Below are 20,636 nucleotides of genomic sequence, written 5' to 3'. Positions count from 1 at the left end.
TGTTATACGTATGATATAATATATATGTAAACAAGTTTTACATGCCTGGATTGATGGTTTCATCGTTATTTCGTTTTGACAAATAAAATAACTAAGGAGCTTCATCATGAGTAAAACAATTACATTTTCAGCATCTAAAGGTGGCGTTGGTAAAACAACGATGACATTCAACTTCGCTAGTTTTTTGATTCGACAAGGCTACAAGGTTTTGTTAATTGATTCAGACTATCAAGGTAACTTGTCCTCTACCTATGATAGCTATACTAATAAAAATACGCTATATGACGTCTTTACAGGCGGTTTGGCTCAAATTAGACAAATTACCCCACAATTAGGTTTGTTACCTGCTAGCCCTCATTTAGACGAATTAGAAGGTACATTACAATCAAAGAATAATAAAAACTTTTTGATGATGATGTGGCTTCAAGATCACCTTGAGGAAATCAAAGATTATGACTATATTCTAATTGACACCCATCCAGAGTTTGGGACGTTAACGAAGAATATGATTGCCGTTTCTGATTATGTTGTGGTGCCACTTGAACCCTCAGAGTATGGTTTTATTCAATCAAAACAACAATTTGACCTACGGATGAAAGAGTTCCGTGATGATGCAGTAGATATTAGAACACGCGAATCACTGATTGAAGCAAAAGTTTTGTACCTTGCTAATCGTGTGAAGCACAATACCCGTTCAAGTCATGAGTTTGGCCAGATTATTGACCAAATTGAAAACCTTGTCGCCGTCTTAAATGAACGTGAAGTCTTTAATAGTTCAACGATGCTAAAGACTCCAGTGTTTGATTTAGACCAAGCCAAGCGCAACCCGAAAACTTTGCAGCAAATTAATGATGCTTATCAAAAGCTATTAGAAAGTGTGAAATAATGGATTACGATAAAAAAGACCCCCGTATGTTTGATGAAGTCAGTGCTCAAAAACAAATGGCAGATGCGTTTAGTCGAGACGAACCACAATCAGAGGTATCGTTAGGTGAAGGGTTTAAGTTACCTTCTTCAAATCATAGTAGTCGTAAAATACAAACGACTTACACCATTCGCCCTGAGATAAAGCAAGGGATTGAGAAATTAGCAACCAAACAAGGATTCCGCTCATCAAGCGCCTTTGTAGATCTAGTGCTAGAACAAGTATTAAACCAAACAAAATAATTTAAGACAAACTAAAAGCGTTGATTTTTTATAATCAACGCTTTTTATTATTGTACCTTTGTATAATCATCATCATCTGAGAAGGAAGATGAATCTAATGAAATTTGTGTAATCTTGCTATCCGATTTTGGAAAGTTCACATATAAGTCACTACCGCTGCTATGCAAGTCACCTGTGGTATCTGATAATGACAGCGTGAAGTGTTTCTCATCATCATCAGAATAGCCACCATATAAATCGTGCATTTTATCAAAGTAATTATCTAGGGTAACATCTTTTAGCTCCTTGATAGCCGCTGCAACTTCTTTTGATGAAGCTTCAGAAAGTTCTGATGATAATTCTGAATCAGTACCATAACTGCTAATATTCACATATTTGGCTGGTACCTGTGTTAATTTAAAACTCGCCTTCCCTTCTTTGGTTTCAGACGTATTTTTATTAATTGCATCTTCTTTATCATATTTTCTTTCTGATATTTTCTTATATGACAATGTAAGCTTAGTCTGGTCAAAACTGATGTTCTTAGTTAGTATATCGCTTGCGTCCATAAAATCAAGGCGATCAGTTTTAGTATATTGCCAATTACCATTCAGTTTTTTGGCAATGTCGCTTGTTAGGCGATCCTGTGCCTCGCGATAGGCTCTTTTATACTTGTTAATTAATTTTGTCTGAGCAGCTTCTGCTTTAGCTGCTTTTTTTGATGAGGATTCATATTGCTTTTCAGCAACTGATGAGGAACGAGCGCTTGATGATGAAGCGCTTTTGTATGCTGAACTGCCTTTTCGATAATATTTTGTACCTTCAAAGGTTAAGACATCATCTTTTAGCGTAAAGGGAATGGTGCTTGCACTATCACCCCCATTTGTCAAAATGATGTGTTTTTTATCATCTGACAATTTATAAGAATAAGAAGTTGAGTCAAAATCTACCGTATCTTTTGTAATGATTATTTTACCTGAACCAGTTACTTCTTTCCAAGTACCAACAAGTGAGTTATGACCCATCACTAATGTTATGACACAAATCAACAAAAGTAAGATCACTGCCCCACCAACTATGCCAACTTTATTTTTATTCTCTTGAACAAACGTTTTGATTTTATTTAACCAAATTTGTGTGCTGCTACTCTTCTCCGACATTAATATGTCCTCCTAATAAATATATAATGAGTTACATCACAACCCACCTAGGAAAAACACTACGGGACTATCTAGTTATTGTCAAGGCAAATATAATTTAGAGTGAAACATAAATAATTCTAAGTAAACAAAAAGCCGTGAATAATCACGGCTTTTTAGCTATTTCTTTATATCATCAGGATTAACACCTGGGGATTGTTGATTAAATTTCGTTACAGTTGCAAAATAATCAGATGGAGTACCCTTATCTTTTATGTCTTGCGCCCAGGAATCTAATGGATACGATAAAGTTGATCGACTATTTTTAATAATTGAAGAGGTTCCAAAGCTTTCCTGTACTCCATCTTTATGTCGGGATTCCTCTGACATTGACAGATAATTGTTTGCCCAAGTTTGAAAGTCCTTTTCACCCCAATTAGTAAAATAATATCCATCATCCATCACAATGACGTGACGACTCATTTTAGCAGCCTTTTTAGCATAGGCTTTTTCATTGTTTTTGTCCTGAACTGAGGTTGAGGCGGATGAAGCCTTAGCACTTGACACGTAACTTGATGATTGTGCCTCAGGACTGTTTTGTTTTTGTTGGTGCAACATAGCCAACAAAATTCCGATAACAATGATTCCACTTACCAAAATCGTGATCCAAATTTTATTTTGCTTAATTTTCTCCATCAGTATACTCCCTAAAATCAACTACTGTTAGTTTTACCGTATTAGCACACAAATTAAAAGTTTCACTTGTTCTCTTTACTTGATACGCTTTTTTGATTCTGCATTTTCGCTTTTTGTTTTGCAATAACACTTTCAGCCCAGGCGCGATCCTTTTCTTTTTGTTGCGCTGCTGTCAACGGTTGAGTCACCGTCTTTTTGCCAGGCAATGTACCGCTCAAACTTGGGGTGTTTGGACGTGACATGGTTGCTGGTGTTGCACCGACTCCCTTAGGTTGAACAACTGTTCCACCACTCACAATTGGCTTAGTTGAATTAGCAGCGCTAGACTTGGGTGCATTAGTTCTAGTAGGTAAGCCACGGTGTGCATCTGACATAGCGTGGCTCATGTTAGATTGAGGCGTATTTGCTGTATCCGTTGGATGAGCATTAGGTGAATCTGCCGCTGCCTTTGAAAGTGCTTCATGAACATTACGTGGTTGAGAAGAATTAGATGGTGAATCGCCACTACCTGCTTTGGGTGTCACAGGCGAATAACGTTTGTTAAAGGCTTCAACGGCTTGTTGTCCTCCTGCAAAGTTGTCGGCGACACCACCAGCATAATCTTTGACATTGCCAACGGCTTTATTCACGCCACCTTTAACTTTATCACCAGCCGCACGACCAGTGTTTTTCAATAAACTACCAGGATGTTTCATTGCTCCGACTGTACGTCCAGCTACCTCAGCCACCTTTGCTGCCTTACCTGTGACTTGTGCGGATGCATCGACACCAGTATCATTTAAGCTATGATCAGTCAGTGCTTTACTATTATCTAAGCCTTGATTGCCACCCGAGTTGGCAATCTTCTTACCTAGTTCACGATTCTTCTTTTTCTGTTCTGGTGAAATTGCGTTGAGACCCTTGCCAATATTTTTCTTGGCAACCCTTGTGGCGCCGCCTACCATGTGAGCAGCTTGATTGGCTAACATCATCGAAGCAACAGGATTATGACCTGAGCGAACACCAGTCCATTGTTCAATCATTTCAAAGCCACCTGCGAGCCCTTTACCGCCAGCTAACAGAGCGGCAATTGACAGGATGGTGAATGGCCACATATCTAGACCTAAACTATTAATGGTGTTAAAGGCAAATTCTACCCAGGCAAAGAAGAAAATTAATGAAATTGGCATCATGACAATACCTGTTATTTGTCCCTCAATCATTCCCAGAACTTGTTGGACACGTTTGCCTTGTGTGCCATCTCTGAGGCCAAAGTATACAATTGAACCTGCCATAAAAGCCATTTTATAAACAGACGATAACAAACGGACAATCGCACCAGCCACAACGATAATAAAGACTATTTCACCACCAATAATGCCTAACCAGTTTGTTTTCATCACTGGATAATCATCCGCAAATGTCTTACCCAGGACAAGTGAATCACCAGTAATATCAACCATGTTGCCATTGCCACCAATTTTCTTGGTGAATACTGATTTTTGAGCGTCACTTAAACCGTCGGTGTAACCTGCATCACTCATTACTGAGTGATAATTAGTACCTTCAATTGTTGTTTGGCGAATTGGATGTCTTTTCATAAAATCTTTGTACTTGTCAAGATCAAAATTATTTCTGGCTAATTTACCCAGATCTGTGGAATTTCCTTGCCACAATTGTGTGACAATATTATAGTCTTTGCTCCCACTTGTATCAGATACTGCTGCTGTACCAATTCCGCTCATTAACCCGATTATTAATGGTAAAGCAGAAATGACACCAACAGTAATGGTGATACCCTTAGGCCATTCCCTACCCTTGCGACCAGAAGTAGCGGTATATTGTATCCACTGCACCATCATCATGATGCCAAATATAACAAAACCCAGGTACAAGAAGTCTTTGAGAATATTTCCTAAATTCCAGTCGCGATAGACATCGCTGTTTGGCTGAAAAAAGATGTTCATAAAGTCTAAAAGTTTGAAAGATGATTGGTAGGCGGTAAAGACCGCATCCGCAATGTAATAGAAAATTAAAGCAATGCTGTGCATGAATAACATGATCAGCGTTAAGAATATATGTGGCAATGGTGATAGGTATTGCGACCATTGATTGTAAAAATCGGCTGTTGGGCCATTATTAGGTAAAGTTGGTAAACTACCCGCTAATGTATTGATGCCCGAGAAAAGATTTGTCATTCGACTTCTCCTTGAGTTGTTGCAGCTTTAAGCTGCTTATATATTTCCCACATGTATGCGGGTTCGTTGTTTAGTAATCGTAGAACTTTACCGTTATTATTGTTGCCAGAAAGTGTCAGATATTTGCCACGATTTAAGTAAGCAACGGCACTGTTTTGTTCTTCTGTTTTATTTGAGCGCGGTATCCTCATTTTGATGGATTTCTCTACAATTTGACGTAGCTCAACATTATCTAATTGTTCTTCGGTCATAAATGGCTCATCAGGGTTAAAGTCATGTTTCCACTGCAAGTAACGTTCCTCATCAGAGAGTTCTTGTTGCATTTGCACTGTGGCTGTTTCGATACCTTGATGCGCTTTGGCCAAAATGTTGTTGATTTCATCATCAGCTAACGTGTTGAGTTGACGATTATCAATTTGATTGCCACCTGCGCCTTCTTCCTCAATTTCTAGTTGAACTTGTTGATCTAGTTCATCAAAGTAAGGCACAAAGTCATGATAAAGGTCATCATATTTCAAATCGTTATGTTGCGCTTTGATGTTCAAATCGGCCGTATAGTAATCAAGTGAATACTGCTTACCCATTAATTCATAGGCAAACGGCATTCGGTAAGCTCCCGTAGAGAAAATTGGCAAAGGCCTAACTGATCTTCCCTTCTTATCCGCACGTTTGATGGTACGGATTGTAATCATCTCACGCGGACTCAATTCGCTAATTTCTTTGGCATCCAACAGCCGAACCTTGCTAACTTGTGCATGACGGTTACCACGATCTTGACGATCTAAGCCAATCTGTGAATTGACTGATTCGGTTTGGACTTCAACCTCACCTAATTGCTTGGATAAGGCTTCATTAGTTGGCTCATCATTAGTTAAAATGTGGAACCAGTTACCCGTGTTACCATTGATGTCATTGGTTTCCATTTCAGAATAGTGAAGACGTGGTTGTGTTAAGGTTTGAATATACAAATCAACCAAATGCCCGTACGTTAAACCACGCGTTAGAACATTGGTAAAACCTGGAATACGTGGGAACATAGAAAACTCATTGAGCTTATAAAGTATCCAACTGTCCATTTTCCTGCGGGTAATCGTTGAAGCAATATCGGTGTTAACCGAGAAAACTTGTGAGATAAACAAGCTGGCCAAAGCGGAGAAATCATCGTTAGATTGTGGCGTGATGATGAAGACTGCCATTGGGTTTTCTGAGTAACGCAAGGTGACACCTGGTGTCTCAGTTGTGCCTTGTGGTTTAATCTGATCAACCAGGCATTGGATGACAGGCTGCTTAGAGAACAAGTCACGCTTAATCTTGCCACTGAGCAATTTTCGTTGTACAATCTTACCAGTCAACGTAAACCTTTGTTTACGCATCGCAATTGAATTGCCGTCACTATCGAGTGACAACTCAATTTGCCATGAGACGGGTAAATGGTTATGAATCGGATAAGTTAGCGTGCCTGATTGGGACACGGTTAGCTTGTCCTTTTCTAATGCATGCTTTTTACCTGATTCATAAACATGAATGCTAACATGAACCCCTTTATAGCGGTCAGAGAACTTAATCTTTAGCATTCTTGGAAACCCTAAATCGGTCAAATTGATAGTGTTGAAGGTTGTCAAACGTGTGATTGACTCTGAGGCAAACAAATTCAAACGATTCATCACTGAGAAAGAAATTGATGATTTGGTATCCCCTGTGGCAGATAGGTACTCAGCAGCATTAAGAATAATCATATTGCGCGCTGGTGTTCGCGGTAGTTTACCAATGTTAGTAATGTACTTAGTTAAGCCATCACCTTCTTTATCCGTGAACTTGTTCATATCATTGATGAATTGCAAAACGTTTGAGATGGTCACCATTGATTTGTCCTGGTGACGTACAGCAATATCTAGTACCGTGAGCATGACTGCCTGGATGGTACTTTCAGCGGCACTATCCCAAATATCTTTGTGGCTACTTTCTTCACCACTGGAACCACCAATAACCTGCACGACCTTACGCAATTCCGTATTGGCACTGTCCCAGTCACCATCAAAGGCATAATCAATCGCAATTTCAAGGGGATTCCAGGACTCAGACTCACTTGGCTCCATGATATTGAGTAGTTTCACGTCATAACCTGCTGTGCGTAATGACTTGTAACTCATTTTGGCATCTTCGTTTTTGGCATCAGTATCAATAATGTTCCATTTGATTTCGGCACGACGAATGATGTCAATTAAGGTATAGCCTCGCATTTGGTCTTTTGAAGAACGCGTCATCCCAGTGGTCTTTGAATGGGTGTTACTAGTATCCACCCAATAAAAACCATCAAAACCGCCTTGAACATTCAGTTGCTTTTCAAATAACTTTGGCAAACGTACCAGTAAAACGGGACGTATTTTTTTGTACATCCCGCTAAATTCTAGTGAATTCATACCTAGTGGTCGCTTAAACCATTGCCACGCCCACAGAAACGGATGAATCATAAAGAATTCGAAGGTGTATCCTTGTGTGTGCAGCACTGGTTGTCCTGGACGACCCTTAAAGTTCTTATTGCGATCAGGAATCAATTTGTAAACCTTATCCACCTCACGTACTTCCGCAAAACGATTGGTATTACGAGTTTGGTCTCTAAACAATTGATACCAGTCATAGATGCGTTGGAAGACATATTTTTTGAGTAGGAGTAACAAGCAAATGATTAGTACCACGCTTGTCACTAAAGTTAGTCGCGACAGAATAGTGAAAATATTGAGTGGATTGAGCACAGTGACTGTCATGTTCATGACATCATTGAATTCAGGCCATTGAACAACACCACTTTGCATGTAGAACTTAAACGCTTGAGCGTATGGACCAACAATGCGAATAATCAAATCAACTATGATGGTGATATACAATGAAACAACGATGACACCAATAGTTGCTATAATGCCATACAACCACAAGAACCAGGGACGACCACGCCAACGAATGTAACTCTCGCGCATGAATTGTCTTTCGGCACGATAATCTTTTTTAAATAGCTTCATTAGTTTGCTGCCTCCTTCACTGTGGAAACCACAACTTGCCATTCACCATAAGGACTTGTCAAAGATGGTGGATTACCAATGGCTCTAAAGATGAAAGTATCAAAATCCTGTCCTAGTCCTTGTCGCTTTTGAATAATTGCGGTAGACACTGGATCACTCACATACGTAGCAATCGTGTCATCAATTGGTCTGACACCACGAGATGGTTTATAACCAACGTCTGCGATGTAGTTGGCAATTGGTGAGCTGACTTCCTGTGTACCATTTAGATACTCAAAGCCCAGGTCAAAAGATGGAATATAACGCGCCACTTCTTGTGTGTCAAAAACAATATTGAAGCCACTAGTTTGTGCTTTTTGATTGAGTCGTGACAATTTTAGTTCAACAATTCGCACCATATCCGCCATCTTTAAGACATCAAAGACAATAATGGCACCAATTCTAGCGATAAACTCAGGACGATAACCATCACTTTGCAAGGCAATTTCGAGTTGTTCTTCAAAGTTTGCTTGACGCTTTTTGTCTTCTTTAACAGCATCTGATTTGGCATCACGATTCATCACTGCTGTGGCCCCTGAGTTAGTTGTCATGACAATGATTAAGTCTTTAAAATTAATGACACGCCCATATTCATCACTCAAACGACCATCATCTAAGACCTGCAAAAGCAAATCCATGACTTCTGGATCAGCCTTTTCAATTTCATCCAACAACAATACGGCATAAGGTGTGTGCCTGACTCTAGTTGTTAGCTGGTCTTTAAATCTTTCTAGGCTAGTCCCTGCAAACTTAAACTCAGACATATCAAAGCGAATAAAGTTTTGAGCGTTACCAAATAGATTTAGCGCTAGTTGTTTGGCGGTCTCAGTCTTACCAACACCAGTTGGCCCCATAAAGAGAAATGACTCAGGCTTTGAAGTATCGGCTAGTCCTGCCTCACGATTAGTCAGTTTCATTGCAACTTTTTCTAAGGCTGTGTCTTGACCAATCACCTGGTTTTTTAGTCTTGGTAACAGGTTTAATAATCGTTCATCAGTCTTCTGATTAATGACATATTCAGGCACATGATAATCATCATGGATGATTGTGGCAACATCTGTGTCTTCTAAACTAGATTTATTAGCTAATCGTGCGACACTTAACGCACCATCTAGCAACATAATTGCCTTTTCAGGAAAGTAACGGTCAGTGATATAGCGTTGTGATAGTGCCATAATTCTGTCTTGTACTGTTTCTGTCACTTCAATACCGTTATTTAGTTGTAAGGCGACTTTAGACAAAACACGCTTCGTTTGTTCAAAGCTCAGTTCTGGTACTTCAATCAAATCAAATCGCCGCATCAGTGCGCCATCACGCGCCACATATTCGTGAAATTCTTTCGTGGTCGTTGCCCCAATAATTTGGAGATCATCACGACTCAGAGCTGGTTTGATAATATTACCCGCATCCAATGAACTGCCTGACGTTTCAGCACCAGTGCCAACAATTTGGTGGATTTCATCAATAAAGGCAATCACTGTGTCTTTATTGGCAATCAATTCATCAATGATGGCTTGTAATTTATGAGCAAATGACTCACCATCGCTACTTTTCATTAAGTTGGCCAAACTTATTTGGATCAGATGTTTTCCCTGTAAACTAGCCACCTTTGTATCAATTAATTGCCTGGCTAGATCTTCTACAATGGCTGTCTTACCAACGCCTGGTAAACCAACTAACAAAGGTGCATTTTGAATCTGTTTCATCAAGGAGACCATGATACGGCGTGTAATGCTTTCACGTTCGTAGGCATGATATTTGTCCGGTTCAGACATTACTTTGGCACTAATGTCTGTTGTATAACGATCAAGGTAAGGTGTGGAATTGTTGTGTTTTAATTCAATCATTCATTTCCTCCCTGGTCAGTAACGGGATCACCATAATTCGTATTGCTTTCAGGGACTTGACTGGTAGCATCATGTTCTCTGGCTAATTCTTCTAATTCGCTTGTACTCGCATCAATGTGATCAACTGCTTTTTGACGATCAGCGAGTAAACTTGTGTAGACATCAGTGCTTTTGGCATCATCCAATTGATGATTCAATTGGCCAAGTTCTGGCACTTCATCAGCAGCAATAAAATCACCTTCGGGATCATAAATTGACACCACTTGTAATTTCTTGCCAACTTGTTGTAATACGGCCACCATTTCAATGCCTAAAATTGGATCGCCTGCTGGGAATAGTTCGTGGTAGCGTCTAGTTTCAATTGTCAAAGCAATTGCACCTGGTTGACCCTTTTCCTGGAAGGATAAAATATTAACTTCCGCAGACTTTGTAATGCCTGTGATAAAGCCTGTAACTTCTTGAATGTTTTCTTGTGACATGTGTTTGCTCCTTTTACATGTGTCGTGTACTTGTTTGATTAATGGCCTGATAGTTCTGTTCGACAACCGCTAACTTATCAGGCTTAAGCAATTTTGTTGTTTTTGGTTGACGGACTTCACCGTTGCTCAAGTTATCCGATAAATACTGAGTAACATCGGTACTAGCTTTGAGTGCTTGACTAATGATTTTGCCAGTATTTTGACCCTCTAGCGCCTTTAAATTCTTTGACCAACCCGCAATATAATCAACGCTTTTCTCACCAGGCTCAATGCCTAAGTTTTTAGTAATCACATAGCTAGATAACTCTGCCTGCGTTTCTTTAATGGCTGTGGGCCAATTATTTTGACTTTGCAGGGAATGAAGCTGCGCGTGCGCTATTTCATGCGCTAAGGTGTGAATTTTATCGGTTGGGGTAAGATCACTGCACAACAGAATATATTTTTCATCCTTATTAGTTTTTGATTGGACAAAGGCCCCTTTTGCTTGTCCTTGCCAGGTCATTGGCCGCTTGGCAATTTGTTCGTCCACACCTTGGTCAATGACGGGCACTTTAAGCTTGTCGGCGAACTTCAACAACGTTTTATAGGCCACATCCAAATGTTTTGGACTTTTATCAGTGGCTAAGTCAATTGGACGATTGGGTAACATGCTTGGCAATTGCGCAGCTGTGGCATTAGTTTGGCGAACATCAAACACGGTTTCGACTGGATAATGTTTCACACTGCGGACTTCCAATTGATTGTTATTGGCTAATTGCTTTTGTTCAGGTGTCGCATCAGACCAACGTATTTTTTCGCCATTGGCACCAATGATTGTCTTTAAGTTGGTAGGGGCACCAAATATTTTGATACCCTTCTCACCTTTATTAACTTGGATGCCATCAGCAGACCATTGTTTGTAGCCTTTTAACAAGGTGGCTTTTGGATTTTGTAGTTGAATCAACATTGAATTACGAGCCGAATAATTTAAGCCAGTCGCGGTAAAGTCAAGGAGCTTTTTAAGTTCAGCGGGATCTTGTTGGTACTTGGCCACCTTTCCCATTGCCTCTTGAATTATCTGTTTATTCTTTAAAGCATTCTCCTTACGACGATCAGCTTTAGAACGACGTTGATTTGTTTGCTTGCCTGTCTTTGTGTCTGAGACTTCCTTGACAGGTTGAATGGTGCTCATTTTGACATCCACATAATCTGGCTTGACTGTTTGTGTCTCTTGCATTGCAAGTTTTTCTAAGGCATCTAAGCGATTAGCATTATCCGTCATACTCATGACGCGCCGCCCTGTAACACCTGCTTTAAGTTGTTCGTTCCAATCCTTGCCTTGTAAGGGAATATGACGCTCTGCTTCAATCGCTTCACCAGTAATTGGATTTTTAAAACTAAAACGATCAAAGTAATCAGCGGCTTTAAACCCTGCGACATCGTTGTCAAAAGCCACAATGATCTTATTAAATTTGTCTTGCTTAGCAGCAACCGCATCATTCAAATATTGCAAGCCACGCTTAGCATCAGTGCCAGACACAGACAATAGCGTGGCGTTACTTTTCACCATGTCTTGATGATTTTGTTGTGCATAACTCAATAAATCAATTGGGCTTTCAAATAAAATCAATGTTTTGTCACCTGAACCAAATGAGAGGTTATAACCCGTTGAGGTATCACTGCCAGCAAAGATTTTTTTGGATGTGCCACGCTTTTTGTAATGTTCAAAGTCTTGTTCAGTCCCTTGACGATCAGCGCCCACAATTTTGCCATTCACATCCTTCCAGGGAAAGATGACGGGGTTTTGATGCAACTTATCACCTTCACGGTAACGGCTACCTTGTACAACTGCGCCACTTTTCAATAAATTGTCAACGAACTGTGGATTGAGCTTGCGTTGATTAACTAAATAATCTTTGGCTACGTTTTTTTCTTGAGTTTTGAAGACCTTGTCATAATCAAACTTGTAACGCGGTGTGTTGTCTTCGTACAGTTTAGAGACATCAATATTTTCACCTTTGACAAAGCGCGCGTAGGCCAGTTGATTTTTAATAGCGGCACCTTTACTGTCACCATCTGATTTGCCTAATTCGTAGTAGTGAATGAAATCAACTAAATCCCCTTTAACACCAGTCGAGTTCCAGACAAAACGGTTTAATTTTGTTCTAACCACCAAACTATCGTGATCAACCATGCGTAACTCAGTGGGAGTATCCGTCGTGTAAGGAATACCTTTCCAATCGCAATAGCCACGAATTGGTAATAATTTAAGTTGCGCACGTTCTTCCTTACTGATCGCCATGAGCTTGTCCTCCAACTTGTTTGTTAATTGGTAAGTGATTCAATTCAGCAAATGCCTGGTCAATATCATCTGTTTCCAAATTCATTTTGACTAACAGTGATCGTCCCAATTCAGCCACAAGAGCGTCATTAAGTTGTTTGATGTCTTTTTTGATGGCCCGCTTTTCGTCTTGAACTGCCTTTGCTTGTAAATCTAGTTCATCCAAACGTGTTTGCTTTTCTTTGATTTGTTGGTCAATCGTTTTTTTAGCCATTTTGTAGCTCCCTTTTTGTTTAATATAGGGTCAATATACCAACCTTTTAAATAACCTCATAAAAGTAAATGGTTTTTCCTGAGACATCACAAACCTCCCCCAGTCCCCCTAATCATTAACTTGACAGGCGTGGTTATTACCACACCAGTAAAGTTAATTGGGGGTTCAAAAAAAGCCATCACATTCAAACGATTTTCAAACCGTTTAAATGTGATGGCTTTCCTGCCTGCTGGCTGTTATGCACCATCTATTCTTGCTTTTGTGACTACCAAAACTCTAACAAGTCAAGCAAATCTAAGGACTAAAGTCCAAAGATTTGGGGCTAAATTTGCAAGGCCAAGCACTGCGTGTCGCTACGCGAGCTTTGCAAATCCGCCCTGGCTTGTTTTAGTTTGTCCGTTCACAACGCAATAAGAATAAATTGGTCACAAAACAGGCCAACAGGAGGACAAGACTATGGGCTTAGATATGTATTTACAAACAGAGAACAAGCAAACAGGTAAAGTAGTCATTATTCACTCATGGCGTAAAGCCAATCAAATTAGAGATTGGTTTGTAAGACGCTTTGACTTAGACCCTAATGACCAATTGAAGATTGCTATCACTCGTGATGACTTAGAGGCTTTAACGAGTGATATTGAACAGGTTATGGCAAGCCATGCTTTGGCACTAGAGTTGTTACCAACAGCATCAGGTTTTTTCTTTGGTAGTACAGACTATGACGGTTATTACTTTGAAGTGTTGAGAGACACACGGCATTTTCTTCAGAAAGAATTTACTTACAACAGTGATTCAGAAAATTTGTACTATACAGAATGGTGGTGAAATATGAATATCAGAATTATTAGAATGGAGACCTACTTACAAAATCCAGCAATGGTACTCATTCCTAGCGGTGCTATTCAAGCCGTAGAACTTGTTTATGAAGCAAAAAGCTATGATGAAGATGACTTGACGGCTAATGTTTGGTCAGGGCTGGAAGATGAGCTATCCGAGCTAGGACTTTATTACCCCGTCAACAACAATTGGGTATACCATCAACATCTAAATGAGAAATACGATAGATTAACAATTGGCTACGTGGCAGACAACAACATCACGGTCACAAACGAAAGCCTAATAAATCATATTCACGCCAGTATTGATGGTGACGAAAGACCCGATTGGATGTAAAGGAGGCATTATGGCGTGGTATAGCCCTCAACAAGGTTTGACAACCGACTATATGATGATTGAACAAAATATTGCCAGACCAGAAGAATTATTAAGTTGGCGTGATTGTGAGTCAATTTTCAAACCAATTCACTTGCAAGCGTATCGTAATGACTACAATGACGGTGATTATGACTATTTTTTCTCACTGCGTTCTGCAAAATATCCATTATCCAATCTTGTTTTTAATAAAGATGTTACAGAACTAGTATGTGGCAACCCAAAAACCAGTGCGTCAACCATTCGTAAAAAGTTATTTAAAATTATGAATGACTGGTGGCTACACAACCCAGACTATCACTCACCAAAATCAGACAAGGAGCAACAAAATGACAGAAACTAACCCATTTGAAATTGTAAATAAGCTAATCACTACCAATGGTGTGGTGATTGCGACCCTAAAAAATGGTGATGAAATAACCGTGGCTAGTAATGGTCTAGCGAGACATAACGGAACTTACTTCAAAGATTATGGAGACATTCTGGCGAGTGTTTCAATTGATACAATTCTTGACGCTATTGTTCAGTCAATATCTCAATAAAAAAAGACATGACTATTTTTTAGTCATAGCCCCTCCCCCAGTCCCCCTGATCATTAACTTGACAGGCGTGGTTGATACCACACCAGTAAAGTTAATTGGGGGTTCAAAAGGCTCACTTCCGTTCGCATCGCACCAAATTGTTCTGTTTGCTCTGTGCCGTTTTCACAATCGCATGATAAAGAGACTGTAAGGCGCAAGCGCCAAACAGTCTCTACAAAGAAACACAAGGACGTGGCAAGTTGCTGCGCAATCCTTGTGTTTCTTTGGCTATCATGCCAATCGTTACCCGTCACGACGCAACCAGCTCAATTGGAGCGATTGCCAACAGGAAAAAGATTCAGAATGGAGAAAAAATAATGACAAAGCAATTCTATGATGATTTTAGCAAATTACCAATCGCCAAAATGGCACAATCAATCACTGATATGACTTATTTGTTCAATGAGACCAAAGTGCCAACTAGTCACTATAAAGCGCAATTAAGTAAAGGCTTTGAAGAAATGGTTGAAGCTAGCGTTAGTGTTTCATTAGTCAACACCATTTTCAACACTTTGCAAGCTTTGCAAAAAGAAAGCCCAAAGTTGTTTTACCAAGCTATGCTCTGCCTTGATACCAAAGTAAAGCCTAGCAGTATTACGCCAAGTCAATATCAAGCAATGGAATTTACTTGGTCACAATTTGAATTGAACAAAAAGAAAAACATCCTTGATAAGGACTTTATCCAAATGTTCAATCAAGTTGAAGAAAACGGACTAACCTATTACACGCAAAACCAACAGGAGACAGATGACAATGAATGATGAAGTGATTGAAAATATAGCCATACGTTACTTTTCATGGTCTGATGAATTCCCTATGGGCGGGAGTGGAATTCACGTCAGTGAGTCCACTAGCAATGACTCGGGTGAAATAGATTTATCAGATGATGAAGCACTGCGATTAAGTGCATTTATCATGCAAGAATTAGCTGAGGGTAAACACGTTACCCTAAGAACCACAATTTAAGGAGAAAATTATGGCAATCGTCAACGTTAAATATATGGAAACATTGGTTAGAACAGTGGCAGTTAATGTTCCAGATACACTCACAGATGAGCAGAAACTGACACAAGCTGTTGCAATTGGCAAGCGTCACTATTTTGATGAAAAAGTGATTTTGGGGGCAGATGATTTAGATTTACGAGAAATCTGTGCGGAGTACAAACAAGAGACAACGGATTACGAGGAATTTTAATCACAGATAGGAGTGTGTGTTTATGGGTGTATTAGTTTTTAAACTTCTCATGCTAATTGCCATGCTGGTCTATATTTTATATTACCTAGTCGGTGTGATTATGATTGCGCGTGAAGATGATGAGCGGTAAAAATCTTTTTTTCCGTGTTCCCCAGACCCGCAAGCGGGATCAAACACGCTGCGCTTGTCCTGCCAAGCTCTTGGGTGCCACTTCGCTTTGAGTCAAACATTGTGCCACAACCAGTGACTTGTAAGCTGTGGTGATGATACCACAGCAACAAGCACTAGCACAGAATAAAAGGGCTTCGTAAATTCGCTACGCTCACCCTTGTATTCTGCGCTGCTTGTGTCCCCATGTTCTTCGTCAAAACGAAATAACACACCACTCACAGGCAGGGCCGACAGGAAACAGTTTCTGCCTGGTGCGTACATAATCAAGGAGAACTACTATGAATCAAATTACCAAAGTTATCAGTACTATTGCCGCAACAATTATCAGTTTGGATATTTTATTAATGGTCATCAATGGCACGATGTTGTATGTCTTACTCACACTGGCTGGCTTTTATGTCTTAGCTAGCTTGGCTTTTAAGCAGTCCGCTTATAAAGCGACGCGTTGCTGGATCGACACTGGACATCTGCCCCATAAGGAGAAAACTCATGTCAAAACGCACAACTAAAACATTGTCTACAACTTCTAATGCCAACGGGTTAGTCATTTTGGACAGCAATGGCCAATATATCTACCCAGGTTTAGCACAAGCAATCTTTGACGATGCTATTTTTGGTCCGCGTATTTTAAAGCGACTGCAACGTCTTTTTGTTGACCACCCAGATGGTCTGAGTGAATCAGGTCATGACTGGTATTTTGGTTATCTGGTCTGTGCTTATACGCAAACGCACTTTGGTATTAAGAATCTATTGAACTATCCCTCAGTGACAAAGGAGCTTTTTTCACTTTGTCTCACACAACTCTCTAATTAGGAGGAACCTAGCATGTTAATCTTTTGTTTCTGTTTATTAGCGATGTTTCTGTTTTGGCTGTTTGGCCACATCATTGGCACCATCCTGTATTTGAGTATCCTATTTGTTGGTCATTTGATTTCGTATTGGTACTTTTATTTGCCACTTATTATTTTGATAAGTCTAGCTATTGCTTTTGGCATCAAAAGTGTCTTAGCGGTGCTTGTGCTAATTATTCTCATTCTGGCACTTGCCTTAGCACTAATGATAAATTGGCCGCGTCATCACAATTCATAACAAAATAAAAAGCCCTGATAATCAGAGCTTTTACCAAACTATAACATTCGGTATCCAATGGTTAAGCGCGTTGTAAATGCCACTGGTATCATTTACTTGTGTATTATATCGTCTTTTGAGTAACGCTTTTAAATATTGGTGTTAACAGTTAGCCCAGTTTCTTTGCGAATTTTAGCAATGATTTCAGGTATCTGTTCTCTGTACTCACTGTCTAAGCGAGCTATTTGTTGTGAGTGTGTTGCTTTGCCAATTTTATAGTATTCAAAGAAAATATTGACCTTCTTTGAGTAGATCTGATCAACTACCCTCACCTCATAGATTGTGTTAGGCTGTTTAGCAAACATCTTTTTAATATCTACAATGATAGCATCAATTTGATTCATTTTTCTTTCACCACCGCTCTAATATTTTCAAAGGCAATATAGGACTCATTAATATACACCCCTAAATCAGAAAAACCATCGACCATACCTGTTAGGTTAGGCACTAAGTGACCGTCCGTGTCCTCAATATTTTGTTGTACAGTCACAAATTCATAATTCGCTGAGGCATGACGCAAGATATTTTGACAAGCCGTTAAGGACATCATTGGTAATTTAACAGGCACTGCATTTTTGGTCTGTGCTTCACGTTTTAAAGCTGAGGTATGATCTGACAGAAAATAGCCATTCCACTTCACCTTACCACGCTCGCGATAGTCGTTTTGAAAGTAATTGTTAATCATCTTACTAAATTCTGCATCACTCATAGCTGTTACCTCCGTTATGACCACCAACAAGGCTGGCACGGTTAATCGCCGTACCGCCTTTTTCTTTGGACATTGCCCGCATCAAGGCTGTGGTACCAAACCGTTTTCGAATTTCATCAACAACTTGATCAATCTTGTTGGATTTAATTGATTTTTCTGGTTGTTCAAAGAGGTCAAGCTGTACGCCAGTGTCCTCAATTAACCCGCCATAATCAATCCCAATATTGCGAATCACTTCACCATGCCAATGCTTTTCAAACAAAGCCACCATAATTGCCATTAGTTTGTGGGTATTATTAGTGGGATCAATTCTTTGTTGTTTTCTAAAACCATGACTTCCCTGGCGTTCACTTTCGGCAAAAGAATACCCGATGAACAAGCTAACCAAACAAGTTTGTTTCTTATGTGCTCTGATCCTGGTAGCCACTTGATCAGCCATTTCACGAACAACAATCTCAATCTCTTCTTTTCGTTTATAATCACGCGGTAATACCTGAGAATTACTGTATGATTTGCTTTTAGGCACGACCACCTCAGTCATATCAGTACGATCAATGCCCCAAGATAAGGCAAACAATTGCTCACCAACTAATCCCATCTTTGCTCTAAATTGATAAGGGTCCTGATGCGCCAAATCGTACATTGAATGGATATCCATCACTTCAAGTTTATGTGCTGTGCGGGAACCAATACTCCAGACATCATCCAATTTCGTAATTGGCCACAATTTTGTCGGCACATCCTCATAGTGCCAAATACCCGTCAGGTTTTTAGTGTGTTTTGCTTCAATGTCTAAGGCTATTTTTGCGAGCACAGGCGTGTCACCAATACCAACTGTTAAATAGACACCCGTTTCCGCTCTAACTTGCTTTTGAATTTTAAAAGCGACTTCCTCAGGAGTTTTACCAAACAACCGCCAAGAGTGGGTTACGTCTAAAATAGACTCATCAATCGAGTACGGCAGCAAGTTAATATCATCGGTGTATTGACGATAGATATCATTGATTTTTAGGTTTTCAGCGATATAATTATTCATCCTAGGGTGTGCGATAAACAAGCCATGCACATCAGGTAAATCACGCTGGCGCATCACATTACTAATGCCTAAGTCCTTCTTAGCTGTTGGTGAGGCCGCTAGGACTAAACCACCATTCGTGTTTGCTTGTTCAGACATCACGACTAAATCGCCCTTTAATGGATTAAAGCCTCGCTCAACATTTTCAACACTGGCGTAGAAACTTTTTGAATCAATTAAAAAAAACACGCCACGCTTTTCTTTGCTATAATCATATTCAGTTGTGATTGCGTTTTCCATCAGCAACCTCCAAAAACAATTGTGTATAATTCATTATACGAACAAGCGTTCGTTTAAGCAAGCGAACAAAACATTAAATTTGTGACAAAAGAAAAAGCTATGCTATAATAAAGACATAGAAAAGAGCCGTAGCGCTAACTACGACTCCTAGCAAACCCGTATAGACGGTGGCTAAGTTAATAATTCATCTAATGATCATCAGCCCAGCTAAAGCAAGATGATCATTTTTTGTTGCTGTATTTTATCAGCTCAACAACTAATCCAACCAGCATCAAGACAAATGTCCCAAAACCAATCATTAGCTGTAAAGTATCCGAAACGGACACTAGGCATCTCCTTTCCTAGAATCTGGGTTTACAGTTTTAACACCATAAGCACCACCTCCACTCAGGATAGCCACCATCTTAACTTGTTTGCTGCAACCAGTATATCACATACCTAATTAGCAATTGGTCTAAAACATAATTGCTTGTGAAATGCATCAAACATGTGTGTTTGTGAAATAGAAAAACGGGCATTATGGTTAGCTTGTGAATTTTGATATTTCACAAACAAAAAACAGGCCCTTGAAAGCCTGTCCCTGCGTTACTTTGTATAGCCTACCTTATGTTAACTTAAATTGGTATATATCACTTTTTAATACAAATATCTATAAATCAAGTTAACTGTTTAAGTGTTTTGACTCTAAAGTGTTAAAATAGTACTGAATTTCTGTAAAATTTGATGACTTATTCAATATTTCGTATTTATCAATCTGCCATAATTTAAATTTATCCGGTTAATTCTCGAAAGCTATCGTATATTAATTTTTCTAATAGGAATCGCATTTCAAATGTCGCCTAATTAACTGAATAAAAATAATCCAATTTATTCACTTCTAAGCAGATAGTTTAGCCCAAAAAATCCGATAGTTAATGATATATTCATCTCGAATATATGGTTTATTATATCAATTTTTTTAAAAACAACCCCCATTATGGAATTGATAGATAGTGAGGGTTGTTTTAATAGATTTTGCCAGGGGCGATAATTTAGTTATAGCCCCTTATTTTAGAACTAAAATATATAGTATTTACTATTCTTCAGATTTTTTCTCTTTTAAATAGTTGTTAATTTGTTCAGTTATTTGCTCGTTTAATGTTGCCTTTTTTGATATATCTTGGACAGTATTACCAATTGCTCTTTTGACCAGCATCACCGATTCATCAAGTAATGTTTTTGGAATATTTGTAATGCGGCTTTCTTTTATGG

The 20,636-nt window shown here is 39.3% G+C and carries 23 protein-coding genes; 11 read left to right on the top strand and 12 right to left on the bottom strand.

Annotated elements, in window-relative coordinates:
• Window positions 1-106 precede the first annotated feature (106 nt).
• Together BMG01_RS07240 and BMG01_RS07235 are read left to right on the top strand one after the other, a co-directional pair.
• On the top strand, window positions 107-886 hold the full coding sequence (locus tag BMG01_RS07240) for a ParA family protein (RefSeq protein WP_036068470.1): 780 nt from the start codon (window positions 107-109) through the stop codon (window positions 884-886).
• Complete coding sequence (locus tag BMG01_RS07235; protein WP_036068474.1) at window positions 886-1,167, top strand: hypothetical protein; 282 nt, start codon at window positions 886-888, stop codon at window positions 1,165-1,167. Before BMG01_RS07240 ends, BMG01_RS07235 begins: the two co-directional genes overlap by 1 nt.
• Before the next feature lie 47 nt (window positions 1,168-1,214).
• Here the strand turns inward: BMG01_RS07235 and BMG01_RS07230 are convergent, their stop codons facing one another.
• From BMG01_RS07230 to BMG01_RS07195, 8 genes are all read right to left on the bottom strand, one after another.
• On the bottom strand, window positions 1,215-2,306 hold the full coding sequence (locus BMG01_RS07230) for a hypothetical protein (RefSeq protein WP_036068477.1): 1,092 nt from the start codon (window positions 2,304-2,306) through the stop codon (window positions 1,215-1,217).
• A gap of 159 nt (window positions 2,307-2,465) precedes the next feature.
• The gene (locus BMG01_RS07225) at window positions 2,466-2,981 is read right to left on the bottom strand and encodes a hypothetical protein (RefSeq protein WP_084013451.1); all 516 of its coding nucleotides are present in this window, start codon (window positions 2,979-2,981) and stop codon (window positions 2,466-2,468) included.
• Between the two features lie 62 nt (window positions 2,982-3,043).
• Window positions 3,044-5,158, bottom strand: coding sequence for a pLS20_p028 family conjugation system transmembrane protein (locus BMG01_RS07220; protein WP_036068481.1), 2,115 nt, complete (start codon window positions 5,156-5,158; stop codon window positions 3,044-3,046).
• Window positions 5,155-8,175 (bottom strand): type IV secretory system conjugative DNA transfer family protein, encoded by a 3,021-nt coding sequence (locus tag BMG01_RS07215; protein ID WP_036068483.1) that lies wholly within the window; start codon window positions 8,173-8,175, stop codon window positions 5,155-5,157. The genes BMG01_RS07220 and BMG01_RS07215 overlap by 4 nt, the downstream gene beginning before the upstream one ends.
• Window positions 8,175-10,061 (bottom strand): AAA family ATPase, encoded by a 1,887-nt coding sequence (locus BMG01_RS07210; protein WP_036068484.1) that lies wholly within the window; start codon window positions 10,059-10,061, stop codon window positions 8,175-8,177. Before BMG01_RS07210 ends, BMG01_RS07215 begins: the two co-directional genes overlap by 1 nt.
• Entirely contained in the window at window positions 10,058-10,540 is a 483-nt protein-coding gene (locus BMG01_RS07205) for a hypothetical protein (RefSeq protein WP_036068485.1), read from the bottom strand. The genes BMG01_RS07210 and BMG01_RS07205 overlap by 4 nt, the downstream gene beginning before the upstream one ends.
• Before the next feature lie 13 nt (window positions 10,541-10,553).
• Complete coding sequence (locus BMG01_RS07200; protein WP_036068486.1) at window positions 10,554-12,821, bottom strand: toprim domain-containing protein; 2,268 nt, start codon at window positions 12,819-12,821, stop codon at window positions 10,554-10,556.
• Window positions 12,808-13,074: a hypothetical protein gene (locus BMG01_RS07195; protein ID WP_036068487.1), complete on the bottom strand. Its 267-nt coding sequence runs from the start codon at window positions 13,072-13,074 to the stop codon at window positions 12,808-12,810. The genes BMG01_RS07200 and BMG01_RS07195 overlap by 14 nt, the downstream gene beginning before the upstream one ends.
• Window positions 13,075-13,530: 456 nt before the next feature.
• Here BMG01_RS07195 and BMG01_RS07190 point away from each other — a divergent pair, with 456 nt between their 5' ends.
• From BMG01_RS07190 to BMG01_RS07145, 9 genes are all read left to right on the top strand, one after another.
• Window positions 13,531-13,899, top strand: a complete 369-nt coding sequence (locus BMG01_RS07190) for a hypothetical protein (RefSeq protein ID WP_036068489.1) — start codon at window positions 13,531-13,533, stop codon at window positions 13,897-13,899.
• A gap of 3 nt (window positions 13,900-13,902) precedes the next feature.
• Window positions 13,903-14,247 carry a hypothetical protein gene (locus tag BMG01_RS07185; RefSeq protein ID WP_036068492.1) on the top strand — a complete coding sequence of 115 codons (345 nt, stop codon included), beginning with the start codon at window positions 13,903-13,905 and terminating at the stop codon, window positions 14,245-14,247.
• A gap of 10 nt (window positions 14,248-14,257) precedes the next feature.
• Complete coding sequence (locus BMG01_RS07180) at window positions 14,258-14,629, top strand: hypothetical protein (protein ID WP_036068494.1); 372 nt, start codon at window positions 14,258-14,260, stop codon at window positions 14,627-14,629.
• A complete protein-coding gene (locus BMG01_RS07175) occupies window positions 14,616-14,828 on the top strand; it encodes a hypothetical protein (protein WP_004915924.1) in 213 nt (70 codons plus the stop codon). Before BMG01_RS07180 ends, BMG01_RS07175 begins: the two co-directional genes overlap by 14 nt.
• A 356-nt stretch (window positions 14,829-15,184) precedes the next feature.
• Window positions 15,185-15,628 (top strand): hypothetical protein, encoded by a 444-nt coding sequence (locus BMG01_RS07170; RefSeq protein WP_036068495.1) that lies wholly within the window; start codon window positions 15,185-15,187, stop codon window positions 15,626-15,628.
• Complete coding sequence (locus tag BMG01_RS07165) at window positions 15,621-15,833, top strand: hypothetical protein (protein WP_036068498.1); 213 nt, start codon at window positions 15,621-15,623, stop codon at window positions 15,831-15,833. The genes BMG01_RS07170 and BMG01_RS07165 overlap by 8 nt, the downstream gene beginning before the upstream one ends.
• Before the next feature lie 10 nt (window positions 15,834-15,843).
• Entirely contained in the window at window positions 15,844-16,062 is a 219-nt protein-coding gene (locus BMG01_RS07160) for a hypothetical protein (RefSeq protein WP_036068500.1), read from the top strand.
• A gap of 449 nt (window positions 16,063-16,511) precedes the next feature.
• Window positions 16,512-16,742 carry a hypothetical protein gene (locus BMG01_RS07150; protein ID WP_036068503.1) on the top strand — a complete coding sequence of 77 codons (231 nt, stop codon included), beginning with the start codon at window positions 16,512-16,514 and terminating at the stop codon, window positions 16,740-16,742.
• Window positions 16,723-17,046 carry a hypothetical protein gene (locus BMG01_RS07145; protein ID WP_036068506.1) on the top strand — a complete coding sequence of 108 codons (324 nt, stop codon included), beginning with the start codon at window positions 16,723-16,725 and terminating at the stop codon, window positions 17,044-17,046. The genes BMG01_RS07150 and BMG01_RS07145 overlap by 20 nt, the downstream gene beginning before the upstream one ends.
• Window positions 17,047-17,450: 404 nt before the next feature.
• Here the strand turns inward: BMG01_RS07145 and BMG01_RS07135 are convergent, their stop codons facing one another.
• The 4 genes from BMG01_RS07135 to BMG01_RS11340 all read right to left on the bottom strand — a co-directional run bounded on the left by BMG01_RS07135 (window position 17,451) and on the right by BMG01_RS11340 (window position 19,684).
• Window positions 17,451-17,705 carry a hypothetical protein gene (locus BMG01_RS07135; protein WP_011679840.1) on the bottom strand — a complete coding sequence of 85 codons (255 nt, stop codon included), beginning with the start codon at window positions 17,703-17,705 and terminating at the stop codon, window positions 17,451-17,453.
• Complete coding sequence (locus BMG01_RS07130) at window positions 17,702-18,070, bottom strand: hypothetical protein (protein WP_036068513.1); 369 nt, start codon at window positions 18,068-18,070, stop codon at window positions 17,702-17,704. The genes BMG01_RS07135 and BMG01_RS07130 overlap by 4 nt, the downstream gene beginning before the upstream one ends.
• Window positions 18,063-19,385: a Y-family DNA polymerase gene (locus tag BMG01_RS07125; protein WP_036068515.1), complete on the bottom strand. Its 1,323-nt coding sequence runs from the start codon at window positions 19,383-19,385 to the stop codon at window positions 18,063-18,065. Before BMG01_RS07125 ends, BMG01_RS07130 begins: the two co-directional genes overlap by 8 nt.
• Before the next feature lie 221 nt (window positions 19,386-19,606).
• Window positions 19,607-19,684 carry a putative holin-like toxin gene (locus tag BMG01_RS11340; protein WP_233127282.1) on the bottom strand — a complete coding sequence of 26 codons (78 nt, stop codon included), beginning with the start codon at window positions 19,682-19,684 and terminating at the stop codon, window positions 19,607-19,609.
• Between the last annotated feature and the right edge of the window lie 952 nt (window positions 19,685-20,636).

The sequence above is a fragment of the Leuconostoc sp. BM2 genome, from assembly GCF_002095565.1.
Classification (GTDB): Bacteria; Bacillota; Bacilli; order Lactobacillales; family Lactobacillaceae; genus Leuconostoc; species Leuconostoc falkenbergense.
The sequence above is the reverse complement of the archived record's forward strand: the minus strand, read 5'-3'. Positions and strand labels throughout refer to the sequence as shown.

Excerpts from the sequence above, each read along its gene's own strand:
- BMG01_RS07240 (WP_036068470.1), top strand. The coding sequence starts at position 107 with ATGAGTAAAACAATTACATTTTCAGCATCTAAAGGTGGCGTTGGTAAA.
- BMG01_RS07235 (WP_036068474.1), top strand. The coding sequence starts at position 886 with ATGGATTACGATAAAAAAGACCCCCGTATGTTTGATGAAGTCAGTGCT.
- BMG01_RS07230 (WP_036068477.1), bottom strand. The coding sequence starts at position 2,306 with ATGTCGGAGAAGAGTAGCAGCACACAAATTTGGTTAAATAAAATCAAA.
- BMG01_RS07225 (WP_084013451.1), bottom strand. The coding sequence starts at position 2,981 with ATGGAGAAAATTAAGCAAAATAAAATTTGGATCACGATTTTGGTAAGT.
- BMG01_RS07220 (WP_036068481.1), bottom strand. The coding sequence starts at position 5,158 with ATGACAAATCTTTTCTCGGGCATCAATACATTAGCGGGTAGTTTACCA.
- BMG01_RS07215 (WP_036068483.1), bottom strand. The coding sequence starts at position 8,175 with ATGAAGCTATTTAAAAAAGATTATCGTGCCGAAAGACAATTCATGCGC.
- BMG01_RS07210 (WP_036068484.1), bottom strand. The coding sequence starts at position 10,061 with ATGATTGAATTAAAACACAACAATTCCACACCTTACCTTGATCGTTAT.
- BMG01_RS07205 (WP_036068485.1), bottom strand. The coding sequence starts at position 10,540 with ATGTCACAAGAAAACATTCAAGAAGTTACAGGCTTTATCACAGGCATT.
- BMG01_RS07200 (WP_036068486.1), bottom strand. The coding sequence starts at position 12,821 with ATGGCGATCAGTAAGGAAGAACGTGCGCAACTTAAATTATTACCAATT.
- BMG01_RS07195 (WP_036068487.1), bottom strand. The coding sequence starts at position 13,074 with ATGGCTAAAAAAACGATTGACCAACAAATCAAAGAAAAGCAAACACGT.
- BMG01_RS07190 (WP_036068489.1), top strand. The coding sequence starts at position 13,531 with ATGGGCTTAGATATGTATTTACAAACAGAGAACAAGCAAACAGGTAAA.
- BMG01_RS07185 (WP_036068492.1), top strand. The coding sequence starts at position 13,903 with ATGAATATCAGAATTATTAGAATGGAGACCTACTTACAAAATCCAGCA.
- BMG01_RS07180 (WP_036068494.1), top strand. The coding sequence starts at position 14,258 with ATGGCGTGGTATAGCCCTCAACAAGGTTTGACAACCGACTATATGATG.
- BMG01_RS07175 (WP_004915924.1), top strand. The coding sequence starts at position 14,616 with ATGACAGAAACTAACCCATTTGAAATTGTAAATAAGCTAATCACTACC.
- BMG01_RS07170 (WP_036068495.1), top strand. The coding sequence starts at position 15,185 with ATGACAAAGCAATTCTATGATGATTTTAGCAAATTACCAATCGCCAAA.
- BMG01_RS07165 (WP_036068498.1), top strand. The coding sequence starts at position 15,621 with ATGAATGATGAAGTGATTGAAAATATAGCCATACGTTACTTTTCATGG.
- BMG01_RS07160 (WP_036068500.1), top strand. The coding sequence starts at position 15,844 with ATGGCAATCGTCAACGTTAAATATATGGAAACATTGGTTAGAACAGTG.
- BMG01_RS07150 (WP_036068503.1), top strand. The coding sequence starts at position 16,512 with ATGAATCAAATTACCAAAGTTATCAGTACTATTGCCGCAACAATTATC.
- BMG01_RS07145 (WP_036068506.1), top strand. The coding sequence starts at position 16,723 with ATGTCAAAACGCACAACTAAAACATTGTCTACAACTTCTAATGCCAAC.
- BMG01_RS07135 (WP_011679840.1), bottom strand. The coding sequence starts at position 17,705 with ATGAATCAAATTGATGCTATCATTGTAGATATTAAAAAGATGTTTGCT.
- BMG01_RS07130 (WP_036068513.1), bottom strand. The coding sequence starts at position 18,070 with ATGAGTGATGCAGAATTTAGTAAGATGATTAACAATTACTTTCAAAAC.
- BMG01_RS07125 (WP_036068515.1), bottom strand. The coding sequence starts at position 19,385 with ATGGAAAACGCAATCACAACTGAATATGATTATAGCAAAGAAAAGCGT.
- BMG01_RS11340 (WP_233127282.1), bottom strand. The coding sequence starts at position 19,684 with ATGATTGGTTTTGGGACATTTGTCTTGATGCTGGTTGGATTAGTTGTT.